Below are 12,905 nucleotides of genomic sequence, written 5' to 3'. Positions count from 1 at the left end.
AACACCGGCCTCGATGTCTTTCACAGGGATATCATGCCGCTATTTGGACGATCGATTGCAATGCGCGACTGGATGGAACGCCACCAGGTATGGGTCTACCTCATCGCCATCTCGGCGGGCCTGGGGCTGGGCCTTGGCCAACCCGAGACCGCCGCCCGGCTCGACCCGCTGCTCTGGCCGCTACTCGGCGCCCTCTTGTATGCCACGTTCACGCAAGTGCCTCTGGTTCACGTCGGTCAGGGGCTGGCCGACTTGCGCTTTCTGGGAGCCCTGCTGGTCGGCAATTTCGTGGTAATCCCGTTGCTGGTCGGCGGATTGGTGTCTACCTTGCCGCTGTCGCCGGCCGTCCAGCTCGGCGTGATGCTGGTACTCCTCGTTCCATGCACCGACTGGTTCATCAGCTTCACCCACCTCGGTCGGGGTGACACCGCCCGGGCGATCGCCTCCACGCCGGTCTTGCTGCTGATGCAGTTGCTGGCGCTTCCGATCTACCTGTGGCTGTTTCTCGGCAGCGACCTGGTCGAGGCGGCACTCAGCACCCATCTGCTGACCGCGTTCGCCGGGTTGATCCTCGCCCCCCTGGTCCTCGCCTGGATCACCGAGCGATTGGCCGAGCGTCGGCCGAGGGCCAAGACGTTGGTCGATGGGCTGGGCCTATTACCCGTGCCGCTGCTGGCACTGGTTGTCTTCGTGATTTCCGCCTCACAGGTCGCGACGGTGTCGGATCTCACCGGGGTACTGATCCAGGTGGCCCTGATTTTCGTCGCCTACCTTGTCGCTGCCGCCTTTCTGGGCAAGTGGATCGGCCGGCTCTTCGGTCTTCGCGACCGGCCCACCCGGACGTTGGCCTTCAGCTTCGGCACACGAAACTCGTTCGTCATGCTGCCGATCGCCCTGGCCTTGCCCGAGGCCTGGCAAGCAGCGATCGTGGTGATCGTTTTCCAGTCGCTTATCGAGCTGTTCGGCATGGCCGCCTACCTGCACTGGATTCCCAACCGCCTGATCCCCGACGCAACCGATTAATAGAAACCAAGACGGCTCACCACCGAACCTTGCCCGGCCGCCCGGTCGACCGTTTCGAACACGATTTCCTGCGGAATTCGGGGTAACGACAGCGCATTACCCCGGGCCCATCCGCCCCCGGAATGGATGAGCCCCCGGGACGATTCCGGCGACTCGAGCGCTCATGGGCCGGTCACTCATGCCCATAAAGGTTGGCACCCTGGTGGGCGTGATCGATGTGCTCGAATTCCAGGCTGGAATGGCCGATGTCGAAGCGAGTCTTCAACCGATCCTTGATGTCCGCCTTGATTGCCTCGAGTCGCGACCAATCGGCTTCCTTGACAACCACATGGCAGTCGAGCGCGGCGGCGTTTTCCTGCATCTGCCACAAGTGAACGTGGTGAACATCATGGACACCGTCGACGCCACGCAGGGTTTCAATCACTGACTGGCCGTCGATATTGGGCGGCGAACCCAGCATCAGCGTCCGGATCGGTCCCCCGATCTCGCTAAAGGCGAGATAAAGGATATAGAGCGCGATACCGATCGTGATCGCGGGGTCCACCCAGCGCATGTCGTACAGCAGGATCAGTGCCCCACCCACGATCACGGCAACGGACGCAAGAGCATCGGACAGGTTGTGCAGGAATAGCGCGCGGATATTGACGCTATTTTTCTGCATCGACCAAGTGAGCAAGGCCGTCAGCGTATCGACGAGAAGAGCGACCATGCCGATGATCACGACGATCCAGCCCTGAATCTCGGGCGGATCGATCAGACGCATCGTGCCTTCGTAAATCAGATAGGCGCCAACCAGAATCAGGGTGGTGTAGTTGATCAGGGCGGCGACGATCTCGATTCGGGCGTAGCCAAACGTCATCTTGGAGTCTGGCGGGCGCCTCGCGATCTTGCGGGCAGCAAACGCGATTACGAGGGCTGCCATGTCGGAGAAATTGTGCAGCGCATCCGCGATCAGCGCGAGACTTCCCGCGAGAATGCCCCCGACGATCTGGGCAACGGTGAGTATGCCGTTGGCCCAGATGGCGATGCTCACTCGACGATCGCCGGAACTCGGGTCAAGGTGGGGATGATCGTGTTGATGTCCCATGTGTCCTCCTTTTGTTGTCATCTAATGACCCAACACTATTGACCCCGTTGAATCAGAAAACCCGGTCTGTCGGCGCATGCGCCCCCTTGCACTCACCTCGCCGCCATTGTGGAGGCCGCCATCTTTGAATCGCACCCCAATGGCTGGAGGGCATTGAAGACTCGTTGAACGTGGAGAGGTTGAGGAACGAGAAAGTCCCCGCCAAACGCAATAGATGCAAAGCACCGTAGTCAAGCCTTGAGCGCCAGAATACGTCTTGCACCGTTAAGCACGACTATCCCCGCAATGGTGCCGATAATCAGGTCCGGATAATTCGACCCAGTCCAAGCGACCAGGGCTCCGGCGGTAATGACGCCCACGTTGATCACTACGTCATTCGCCGAAAATATCCAGCTCGCCTTCATATGAGCCCCGCCATTTCGGTGTTTCGATATCAGTAACAGAGCCGTTGTGTTGGCAATCAATGCGACGAACGCAATAACCATCATCACCAGTGATTCAGGTTCACTGCCGAACACAAAGCGCCTAAACACCTCCGCGAGTACGCCAATAGCCAGAATAAATTGCAAGATGCCGGCGAGGTGGGCGGCACGCACCTGCATTTTTACGCTATGTCCAACCGCATAAAGAGCAAGCCCATAGACCGCCGCATCAGCAAAATTGTCGAGTGATTCGCCAATCAGGCCAGTGGACTGAGCGATCAGGCCGGCTGTCAGCTCCACCACGAACAAAACCGCGTTGATCCCGAGCAACCAACGCAAAGTGCCGGATTCTTGTGTTGCAGACGGCGCAGAGGACTCCACGGCCTTGATTGTCGCTGTGTCGGCAACAGTGGTACCTTGAAGCGAAGCGCCCAGCCCCAGGGTCACCAGCTTTGACGTGATCGGGGCAGGCTCGCCATCGTGAACGACCTCCAACCGGCGGTTCGACAAATCGAACGACAATGTTCGAATCTCGTTAAAACCGCTCAAGGCCAAGCGAATCATTCGCTCTTCTGATGGACAATCCATCTTCGGCACGTCATACCTGCTGATCCACGCCCCTGAAGCTTTGGAGGCGGCCTGCGCACTCGTATCCTCCGAAACCTCTGCATCGCTGCCACAAGCGCTGTCACAAGATTTGTTCATTCAAAGTACCCCACGTAAGGACGATGGCCCACCTTTCAGGGCCCCTAGATGTGTAAAGCCATCAGGTTGTTCACTGATTACACCCAGCCGACTGATGGGCGGCCGGTAATCCGCTGTCATGCCGGCTCGCCCCCCGCGAACGAGAGATCAGTAACCAGTTACCACGTCTGGGAATCTATCCCTTAGAACGCCGCCTCTCCTTCGGCGCCGTCCGCGATGCGAACGGTGCGCGCGAGCTCGGTGACGTAAATCCGGCCATCACCGACGTGCCCCGCCCCGGTGCGGGCGTGTTCGCACACGCAATCCACCACCGAGTCCGCGATCGCGTCGGGCACCTCGATCTCCAGTCTTGTCATCTCCACGCGTGCCGGCTGACCATCATCGACGACGTGGCCAAATCCGTAGGTGGGCGTGACGGCCACGCCGGGAATCCCCGGCATGGCCTCCAAGGCATCCACGACCGCATCGGTCATGGATTGGCGAATATAGGCCTTGATTTCCTTCATGGTCGGTCTCCTATGGTTAGACGTCGACATCACGCCGCGGCACGGCGAACCAGCGATATACGCTTGGCAGGACAAGCAACGTCAACAGTGTCGAGGTCACCAGGCCGCCAATCACTACTGCGGCCAGCGGACGCTGGACGTTCGAGCCGATCCCGTCAGCCAGAAGCAATGGAATCAGACCCAGAATGGCCACCGAGGCGGTCATCAGGACCGGACGCAGCCTGTGTTCGGCGCCGGTCCGCACCGCGTCGGCGACCTCCATCCCCCGGTCGCGAAGCTGGTTGATGTAGGACACCATCACGACGCCGTTGAGCACGGCCACGCCAAACACGGCGATAAAGCCCACGGCGCCGGGCACCGACAGGTACAACCCGGATAGCCACAGGGCGAATATCCCGCCGGTAACGGCAAACGGCACGTTGAGGAAGATCAACGTGGCGTAACGCAAGCTACCGAACGCCGAGAACAGCATCAGGAAGATCAGTGCCAGAGTAATCGGCACCACCACGTAAAGCGTGGCCATCGCCCGCCGCTGGTTCTCGAACTGACCGCCGTACTCGACGTAATAGCCGGCCGGCAGGTCCACCTCGTTGGCGACGCGCTGCTGGATGTCCTGAACCACGCCGCCCATATCACGGCCGCGCACGTTGAGCTGCACGTAGACGCGACGACTGGCATTCGAGCGTGACACTTTCTTTGGCCCGACAATGGTTTCAACGTCCGCCACCCGCGAGAGCGGGATCAGCGCGCCGTCGTCGGTGCGCAACTGCATATTGGCAATTTGATCCACCTGGTCACGACTCTGCTCCTTCAAGCGCATGAAGATGTCGAAACGGCGGACGCCTTCGAACACCTGCCCGGCGGTGGCACCGCCCACGCCGGTTTCCAGCGTCTTCAGCACGGTGTCCAGCGGGATGCCGTAGCGGGCCAGTTGCTCACGGTCCGGCCGGACCACGACCTGCGGCTTGCCGCCCTGCTGCTGCATGCGGACGTCAACCGCCCCGTCGACATTCTTGGCGATCGCCTCGATCTCCTTGCCGTAACGGGCGAGCTGGTCGAGATCCTCGCCGTACAGGCTGATCACGACTTCGGCCAACACGCCGGACAGCAGCTCGTCGGTACGCAACTGCAAGGGCTGCGAGAAGTTGTTCGCCAGGCCCGGCAACACCTCGTCGACCCGCTCTGACATGGCGGCCTGCAGCCCCTCGTAGTCACGCCCGGCGCTCCATTCATCCAGTGGCTTGAGGTTGATGATCGTGGCCACCACGTTGACCGGCTCAGGGTCCCCGCCGACCTCGGCTCGCCCGACGCGGGCGTAACTGCCGGTCACCTCCGGGAACTCGGAAAACACCTTTCCGATCCGCTCGGCGTAATCGATCGACGTCGGGAGATTCGCCCCCGGCGGCAGGGTCGAGCGGACCATGAGCGTGCCTTCACGCAGCGTCGGCGAGAACTCCGTGCCGAGTTTCGGAAACAGCGCCAGGCTCGAACCGAACAGGGCCACCGCGATCAGGAAGACGATCTTGGGTTTCCCAATGGCACGCTTGAGCAGCGGCACGTACCCGGCCCGCAGCCAACGGACCAGCCGCGGCTCGGCGGGTGCCGAGTCACTCGAGAACACCAGTGTGGAAAGCACGGGCACCAGGGTCAGCGCCATGACCAGCGCGCCGACCAGGGCAAACGAGATCGTGTAGGCCATTGGCGCGAACATTTTGCCCTCGACCCCCTGCAACGTGAACAGCGGCAGGAAGACGATGATGATGATGCTGATGGCGAACACGATCGGGCGGGCCACCTCGCGGGCGGCCTCGCCGACCAGCCTCGTCAGTGGCACGCGCTCTTCGCGCCTCTCCTCCATGTGGCGAAAGATGTTCTCCATCATCACCACGGCGCCGTCGACCATCATGCCGATGCCGATGGCAAGGCCACCCAGACTCATCAGGTTGGCCGACATGCCGGTCACCTTCATGGCGATGAAGGCAACCAGCACGGCCAGCGGCAGGGTCGCGATCACGATGAGCGTCGAACGCAAGTTGCCGAGGAAGAAGTACAACAGCACCAACACGAGAACCATGCCCTCGAGCAGTGCCTTCTCCACCGTCCCGACGGCCTTTTCGATCAGTTGTCCCTGTGAATAAAAGGGTTCCAGGGTCATGCCGTCGGGCAAGGCGGTCTGGATGGACTTGACCCGTTCCTCGATCGCCGCGAGCACCTCCTGGGTGTTGCTGCCGATCAGCTTGAGCACATACCCGCCGACGCTCTCTTCGCCGTTGGCCACCAGCGTGCCGCGGCGAATCGATGGACCATATCCGACCTCGGCGATGTCATCGAGGTAGACCGGCTCACCGTTGGCGCCACGCTTGACCTGGATCCGGCGGATGTCCTGCAGGCCCTGCTTGCCCGGATCGATCCAACCGTAACCGCGGACCACGTACTCCTCGCCGCCGCGATTGATGAACGACGCGCCGACGTTGCGGTTGTTGGCCACAATGGCGCTACGGACGTCCGCAACGGTGATGTCGCGCGCGACCATCGCATTCTGGTCCAGCCGCACCTGGTACTGCTTCTGCTGCCCACCGATCGACAGCACGCCGGTCACGCCGGGCACCGTGCGCAACATCGGCTTGGCGATCCAGTCCTGCGCGGTCCGCCGCTCCATCAAGGAATGGTCAGCCCCCTCCTTGTTGCGGATTTCGTACAGGAAAACCTGGCCAAGCCCCGACGTGATAGGACCGAGCTGCGGATCGCCCAGCCCGTCGGGAATCTCTTCGCGAGCGGCCGCGAGACGTTCCATCACCAGGCGGCGGGCGAAGTAGATGTCGGTACCGTCCTCGAAGTACACGCTCACCCGGGACAGCCCGAAGATCGACGTGCTCTGCACCCGATCCAGTCCGGGCAGCCCGTACATCGAGATCTCGATCGGGTAGCTGACCTGAGTTTCCACGTCCACCGGCGACAGGCCGGGGCTGCTGGTATAGATCTGCACCATCGAGGGCGTGACATCCGGGAAGGAATCGATCGGCACCTTCAGGACGGAATAAACGCCACCGGCTGCCAGAGCGAGCACCAGCACCAGTGTCAGCAGCCGGTTGGCGAGCGCCATTGAAATCAGTCGATTGATCATGCCGCCTCCCTTAGTGGCTGTGGGCAGCGCTGCGGCCACCGGCTGTGAGAATGGACATCAGGTCGAACGCGCCTTCGACCACCACCGGCTGTCCCGCCTCGATACCGGAGCGCACCTCGATCATGCCGTTCGATTCATGCCCGACGGTCACCGGCTTGGCGCGGAACGCCCCCGGCTCGTCGCCCGAAACAAAGACGTGCGGCTTGTCCTCGAACCGCTGTACCGCACCAACGGGGACCAGGAGGGCACCCGGGTGGCCGTCGGTCTGGACCGTCGCGGTGCCGAACATGCCTGCCCGGAGAAGATCATCCGGGTTGTCGATCACCGCACGGACCGTCAACGTGCGGGAATCGGCAGCCAGTTCGCGGGAGATCCAATCGACTCGACCCTGGAACCCTTGCTCCGGGAGCGCCGGAAGGCTAAGTCGTACGGTCTGACCAACGGCGAGGTCCGCGATCTGCTTCTCGAAGGCATCCATCTCGAGCCAGACGGTTTCGGTATCGACCACATGAATCGGGGTGCTTTCGGGACCAACCGTCTGCCCGGGGCTGACCGCGCGACGCTGGAGCACGCCGTCGATCGGGCTGGTCAACGAATAGCGGGACAGCGGCTGTTCGCTGTTGGCATCGATTGCCTCGATCGCCTCGCGCGACAGGCCGTAGAGACGCAGCGTCTCGACCGCGGCGTCCCGGTCGGCCCGGGCTTCGCGATAGCGCCCACGCGCCTCGACCAGTGTCGCGTCACTCGCGATCTGCTGGGCGTTGAGCCCCTTCTGCCGCTCGTAGTTCGACCGCGCGGTCTCGAAGCGCGCCCGGGCCTTGAGATAGGCCGCCTTGGCTTGCCCGAGGGCGACACTGTCCATCTCGGCAATCACCTCGCCGGCGCTGACCGGATCGCCCAACCCCTTGTTCATCCGAACCAGCTTGGCTCGCACCCGGGGACCGATCATCGCGACCCGGTCGGCGTTGAATGACACGGTCGCCGGCAGGCTAAGCAGCGACTCGGCACTGCCCGGTTCGGCAGGTGCGGTGCGGATCGTCAGCGGGTCGAGTTGCTCGTCGGTGAGATGGACGGCATCGGCACCCGCCTCTTCGTGGCCTTGATGACTGTCTTTTTTGCCTTGGCCCTCATGGTCTTCGTGGCCAGTCTCCTCCTCTTCATGGCCCTCATGGTCCTCGTGGCCGGCCTCCTCCTCTTCATGGCCCTGATGGTCTTCATGGCCGGCCTCCTTCTCTTCGTGACCGGCCTTGGGCTCCTCGTGGTCGGCATGCTTCCCGCCGGTCTCGGCTGCCGCGGGACCGGCGAGGCCGACCATCAGCGCGAGGGCAATCGAATAGGACAGGCGACGGTAGGTGTGATTTGTTCGGTTCATGACGTGGTCTCTCAGGATTCGGTGGAGGAAGTCGGCGCGAGGCGGAGCAGTCCGCCGGTGCTGCGTTCCAGTGCGGCGCCGGCCGCGATCAAGTCATCGAGCGCGGCGAGATACTGGCCGCGCACTTCCATCAGGTTGTTCTGCGCGGTGGTAATGGCCGGCGCACCCAGTTGACCGGCCTTGACCGCGCGACGGGTCAACGCGAGGTTCTCTTCCGCGTTCGCGAGCATCTGGCTGCCGAACACGTCCACCCGCTCGCGGGCCGAGCGGTAATCGGCCACCGCCATGAGCACCTCGCGGCGGACCTGCTGGCGCAGGGCATCCTCTTCGATCTGCGCCCGGTCGAGGCGCGCCTGAGCCGAGCGCTGCTCGCCCTCGAACTGGTGGAACACTGGGATTGGAGCGGAGAGGGAAACGCCGGCGACATCGTTGGACTCCTCCTTGTCGTAGAAGGCGCCAACGGTCAGGTTCGGCATCAACTGGCGTTTCGACAGGCGCAGCTCGTCGCGAGCCGCGGCAACCGAGCGGGCTGCCGCTACGAGGTCAGACCGCCGTTGCATCGCCTGGCGCAACAAGGCGTCCGTGTCGTCGATCTCCAGAGGCGCCGGTTCAAGCTGGCCACGGATTTCCACGGACGCCGCCGGGTCCAGCGCCAATTGCTCGGTGAGGGCAAGTCGAGCCGCGCTCAACTTTTGACGAGCCTTGGCCAGTTCGGCTTCGGCTCGGCCCACACCGATGGCGGCAGCGTTGACCTCAAGCCGCGTCCCCTCGCCGGCCTGCAGGCGCCGTTGAGCAAAATCACGGACCTCACGGTTGAGCGTGATCAGGCGCTGTGCGGTGTCGAGGCGCTCCTGGGCGCTCAACACCTGGAGGAAGGCGGATCGCGTTTGGGCCGCAACGGTCGTTCGCAGGTAATCCAGCCGCTGCTCGGCCTCGCCCTGGCGGTTGCGGGCGGCCTGTTCCGCCAGCTCACCCTTTCCCGCGGTGAACAGCGACTGGGTGATGGCGATACCGAAGTCGGTGGACTGGCCATCCGGGCCATCCCGACGGGCGGTACGCGCCGAGAGCACCGGGTTCGATGGGACGAGTCGACCGGCGTGGACGGCCTCGCCCTCACGCATGCGGACCGCCGAGGCGGCCTGCTGCACGGCAAAATTGTTGGACAGAGCCGCCTCGACCGCCCCCTGAAGGGTCAGCGGGGCATCGGGGGACTCGCTCAACGCCGGGGGCGCAATCAGGGCGCTGGCGATCAACAGGCAACCGCCGGCGATCGGCGTGGAAAAAATCCGCGATGCCAGCGCGGTGCCATACGGGGCACGCGCGGCAGCCATCCGCCGGCGGCGGACGGGAATCGTCGTGGAGGACATGAGCAACCTCGGATCGGGAGATAAGACACAGAAATCCCACTCGACCGCAGGATCGGCGGCCGATGGGGTGCTTCGATCAGAAGATGCTCAAACCCTGGGAGGGCGCAGGCGCGGCTCGACGTCTCGGGACTGCCAGTCCGTCAGCTCAGCCAGGGGGGCGGCGGACGACGAACCATGCGGGATCGACACCGACGTGTCGGGAAGCCCGGTGAAGTGGACACTGGCGTGAGAGCAATGGTGGGAGGTCGTACCGGGAGCATGCTGGTCGCTCTCGCCATCGCTGCCGGCCGCGGAGACCACATCGACCGACGCGCAGGCACCGAATACCTCGACGCCCTGCTCCGCGGCCCAGGTGAGGTTCGCTGAGAAGACCAGCAGTACCAGCGATTTGACGATGAATTCGCGCACGGCCAAACACTAATCGTTCTAGAAGGTTGACGTCAACCGCTGAGGAATAGCCTCAGCCATCCAACTTCAATCATGAACTCGAGCCGATCGTAGATCACACAAGACGGGGGGCAATGTTTCTGCTCTGCGTTTGATCATGATCATGATTACCTCCAGGCTAGTCACTTTTTTCATCTTATAGGTTCTGCAGATGCCATTTTTTCACTTTATCCGACCGCCGAAAACTGTCACTGAGGCAACACAACAGCACAAACCGTTGATCTTGCGGCTCCCATGCTTTCACTTTATGTGTCAATTCACAAACAAACCCGCCGGAAGGCGGGTTTTTTGTTTATTCCTAAATATTTACAAAAATTAACTAGGACGTTCCGAAGTAATGGGGAACCGCCAAACGGAGTATGAGCTTTACCTAGATTACAAGCGTGGCGAAGGCGATCCCTCGAGAGTCTTCCACGCAATGGGGAACATGATCGATATGTTTTCCAATCTAGACGAAGATCTAGGCGCGGTAATATCAAGTTCATGCACGCCATCCGTAGTACTCACTGACATAGAAAGTGGATCTATCCGATCCAAGCTTCGTGACGTTTTGATTGACCTTCCTGACGAAGCACTCAACAACGCTGATATCCGGCAGCTCATAGGCCACTTCCTTCTAAAATCGAAGTACGCAATAATTCGCTGGTGTGACAAACGAGACTCTGTAGAAAGCATTGATGAAATAAAGTCACTTGAAGACGAAATAGAGAGCCTAGCCAAAGAATCTAACGTTAAAAAAATACCCGCTTACAGCCCGATAAATCGAAAACGCTTACTTGAAAATTTAAACCATATGTCAAATGCTCTAAGTGTGCTCGAAGAGCATGACAGCCTAGCGTATTGGAGCCCGCTCGGAAAAGTTCAATTCAACAAGAGATTCTCTATTTCCACCGAGATAATAACAACCGTTCTCACAGACAAAATAATTACCCAACGAGGAACTTACGTACTAAAAATCAAAAAGCCAGACTACTTAGGAAATTCCAAGTGGTCTGTCCGGCACAACGGACACTCAGTAGACGCAAAGATATCTGACATGCGGTGGCTATTTGACTTCCAGAAGAAAGGGGGTGTTTCGCTCCAACCTGGCGACTCAATACGAGCCGATCTCAAACAAGACACGGCAATTGGCTACGAAGGCGAGATTGTGCACACGTGGTACGAAGTGGAAAAAGTCCATGAAGTCATCCATGCTCCCCCTAGAAATCAACAATCCCTGTTTTAAGGGCGCATATCAAATTGAAGAAAACCATAAGTTCGATTCAACCACCACCTCATGAGGAGGACTGAACATGGCTGTAAAACACACACCAACTGGCGAAGTTCACAAAGGAACCAAAGGCGGCCAGACGGGATGCGGATTTGATACAAAAAAGAACCCAGAGCACTGGGTCAACTCACACGAGCGAATCACCTGCCAAAAAAACGGCTGTAAAAACTGAGGCGCAAAAGCCTTGCCGACTTAGTAACAGGCGAGGTTTGGTTTCGCACGCCTTCAAGTGCAACGGCCTCTCTTTCCTCTACTTGGCAGGCGCGCGAGGCACTTTCTCTTGCTTGCCCAAGAGAAAGTGCCCAAAGAGAACGGCACCCCTCGCCTTGGCCCTGCGGGCTTCCCTCACGTCCGGGGTGCCGCGGACGGGTCGGTTCGACGCGACGTCGTGTCGCGGCGAACCTCGGCGCAACGTCCTTGTTGCGCCGACCCTGCGGCACCCCGGCCGCTCGGCAAGGCGAAGGGGACTTCCGAGCCTGATGACTCACTGCCACCAACAATTCGCTTGGTGCGGCTTATTGCTGGACACGCGCTGTTGACGCGTTTCGCGAGCGGGGCTCGCTCGCACAGGGGGTCTGGTGGTGTAGGAGTGAGCGCTAAAAAGAGTCGGGACTCAGAAGCATACAAATGGCTATGTGATTAACGACACACCTCAACGGAAAGGAGAAAGAGTTGAAAAGCATTACCACAGACAAGCTTAGACAGATTATTGAATCCGAGTGCCAAAATGTAGAGCAAGAAATGCTTTACAAAGACAGTTTCTCGACCGGGTGTTTTCTACATAAGATTGGCCACAAAAAAACAGGTAGAAAATTATGCTACGGCGTCCTCGACTCGCTTGGATTTGACAGAAGGAGGACCTACTTCTCTGATCTGTTGGCCAACCTTGAAAACAACGAAGACGCATACAACAGAGATCTACTCGCTCACCTGGAAATCAACAATCTTTTCCGGAATTAATTCGATTTAGGGGCGTTGCTGACCAAGCGTGCATCGGCTGACACCCCCGGGGCCCCTGCGCCTTGCCTCGTCGCCGCTGGGTTGCAGGGTCGGAGCGACAGGGACGTCGCTCCGAGGTTCTGCGCGACACGATGTCGCGTCGAACCGCCCCGTCCGCAACCCGGCGGCGGCGAGGGAAGCCCGAAGGGCCAAGGCGCCGGGGTGTCCTTGTCTTTGGGTACTTTCTATTGGACAAGCAATAGAAAGTGCCTCGGGCGTTGGCAACGTGGTTTGGCCAAGCCCACCAAGCCAAACAAACGCCCGAAACCATTCCACCTCCACCAGAAAACGCGCTACTCCAACACCTCAATCGGGTAGTCCCGTCCCAGCAAGTCGGCCATTCGGCCGACGTTGGGCAGAAGCCCGACCTACAGCCGAGACACATGCCGTCGGCGCGTTTCGCTTGCGGGGCGAGCGCCCACCGTGGCTTCGTTCAGCTACTGGAGAGCCAGACACATCTATGGCCTGCTCCCCGATCGCAAGCCCCGTTGGGGTGGTGGATAATCAGGTTGCGTCAATCTATTCGGCCTCGTCGTGGGGCACGTCAGTGCTCCGGGCCTCGATGGAGAAATCCGCGCCTGTC

At 60.6% G+C, this 12,905-nt stretch carries 10 protein-coding genes; 3 read left to right on the top strand and 7 right to left on the bottom strand.

All coding sequences use genetic code 11. The features are described 5' to 3' along the window. The first annotated feature begins 60 nt into the window (after positions 1-60). A complete protein-coding gene (locus tag FAZ79_RS06655) occupies positions 61-1,023 on the top strand; it encodes an arsenic resistance protein (protein ID WP_136867204.1) in 963 nt (320 codons plus the stop codon). A 172-nt stretch (positions 1,024-1,195) separates the two neighbouring features. Here the strand turns inward: FAZ79_RS06655 and FAZ79_RS06650 are convergent, their stop codons facing one another. From FAZ79_RS06650 to FAZ79_RS06620, 7 genes are all read right to left on the bottom strand, one after another. Next, complete coding sequence (locus FAZ79_RS06650; RefSeq protein ID WP_136867203.1) at positions 1,196-2,110, bottom strand: cation diffusion facilitator family transporter; 915 nt, start codon at positions 2,108-2,110, stop codon at positions 1,196-1,198. Between the two features lie 230 nt (positions 2,111-2,340). After that, the gene (locus tag FAZ79_RS06645; RefSeq protein ID WP_136867202.1) at positions 2,341-3,237 is read right to left on the bottom strand and encodes a cation transporter; all 897 of its coding nucleotides are present in this window, start codon (positions 3,235-3,237) and stop codon (positions 2,341-2,343) included. 182 nt (positions 3,238-3,419) lie between these two features. After that, positions 3,420-3,743, bottom strand: a complete 324-nt coding sequence (locus FAZ79_RS06640) for a P-II family nitrogen regulator (RefSeq protein ID WP_169303625.1) — start codon at positions 3,741-3,743, stop codon at positions 3,420-3,422. A 16-nt stretch (positions 3,744-3,759) separates the two neighbouring features. Continuing rightward, positions 3,760-6,867 carry a CusA/CzcA family heavy metal efflux RND transporter gene (locus tag FAZ79_RS06635; protein ID WP_136867200.1) on the bottom strand — a complete coding sequence of 1,036 codons (3,108 nt, stop codon included), beginning with the start codon at positions 6,865-6,867 and terminating at the stop codon, positions 3,760-3,762. Positions 6,868-6,877: 10 nt separating this feature from the next. Beyond that, positions 6,878-8,239, bottom strand: a complete 1,362-nt coding sequence (locus FAZ79_RS06630) for an efflux RND transporter periplasmic adaptor subunit (RefSeq protein ID WP_136867199.1) — start codon at positions 8,237-8,239, stop codon at positions 6,878-6,880. Positions 8,240-8,250: 11 nt separating this feature from the next. After that, positions 8,251-9,606, bottom strand: a complete 1,356-nt coding sequence (locus tag FAZ79_RS06625; RefSeq protein ID WP_136867198.1) for a TolC family protein — start codon at positions 9,604-9,606, stop codon at positions 8,251-8,253. A gap of 87 nt (positions 9,607-9,693) precedes the next feature. Beyond that, positions 9,694-10,014 (bottom strand): hypothetical protein, encoded by a 321-nt coding sequence (locus FAZ79_RS06620; RefSeq protein ID WP_136867197.1) that lies wholly within the window; start codon positions 10,012-10,014, stop codon positions 9,694-9,696. 376 nt (positions 10,015-10,390) lie between these two features. Here FAZ79_RS06620 and FAZ79_RS06615 point away from each other — a divergent pair, with 376 nt between their 5' ends. Further along, complete coding sequence (locus tag FAZ79_RS06615) at positions 10,391-11,278, top strand: hypothetical protein (RefSeq protein WP_136867196.1); 888 nt, start codon at positions 10,391-10,393, stop codon at positions 11,276-11,278. 67 nt (positions 11,279-11,345) lie between these two features. Continuing rightward, positions 11,346-11,495, top strand: coding sequence for a hypothetical protein (locus FAZ79_RS06610; RefSeq protein WP_136867195.1), 150 nt, complete (start codon positions 11,346-11,348; stop codon positions 11,493-11,495). The last annotated feature ends 1,410 nt before the right edge of the window (positions 11,496-12,905 follow it).

The organism is Guyparkeria sp. SB14A, from assembly GCF_005096345.1.
GTDB lineage: Bacteria > Pseudomonadota > Gammaproteobacteria > Halothiobacillales > Halothiobacillaceae > Guyparkeria > Guyparkeria hydrothermalis.
Note: the sequence above shows the minus strand (reverse complement) of the source record. Positions and strands in the feature narration are given on the sequence as shown.

What these genes read in the sequence shown, in the direction of transcription:
- FAZ79_RS06650 (WP_136867203.1), bottom strand. Translation starts at nt 2,110, where the DNA reads ATGGGACATCAACACGATCATCCCCACCTTGACCCGAGTTCCGGCGAT.
- FAZ79_RS06625 (WP_136867198.1), bottom strand. Translation starts at nt 9,606, where the DNA reads ATGTCCTCCACGACGATTCCCGTCCGCCGCCGGCGGATGGCTGCCGCG.
- FAZ79_RS06615 (WP_136867196.1), top strand. Translation starts at nt 10,391, where the DNA reads ATGGGGAACCGCCAAACGGAGTATGAGCTTTACCTAGATTACAAGCGT.
- FAZ79_RS06640 (WP_169303625.1), bottom strand. Translation starts at nt 3,743, where the DNA reads ATGAAGGAAATCAAGGCCTATATTCGCCAATCCATGACCGATGCGGTC.
- FAZ79_RS06610 (WP_136867195.1), top strand. Translation starts at nt 11,346, where the DNA reads ATGGCTGTAAAACACACACCAACTGGCGAAGTTCACAAAGGAACCAAA.
- FAZ79_RS06630 (WP_136867199.1), bottom strand. Translation starts at nt 8,239, where the DNA reads ATGAACCGAACAAATCACACCTACCGTCGCCTGTCCTATTCGATTGCC.
- FAZ79_RS06655 (WP_136867204.1), top strand. Translation starts at nt 61, where the DNA reads ATGCGCGACTGGATGGAACGCCACCAGGTATGGGTCTACCTCATCGCC.
- FAZ79_RS06645 (WP_136867202.1), bottom strand. Translation starts at nt 3,237, where the DNA reads ATGAACAAATCTTGTGACAGCGCTTGTGGCAGCGATGCAGAGGTTTCG.
- FAZ79_RS06635 (WP_136867200.1), bottom strand. Translation starts at nt 6,867, where the DNA reads ATGATCAATCGACTGATTTCAATGGCGCTCGCCAACCGGCTGCTGACA.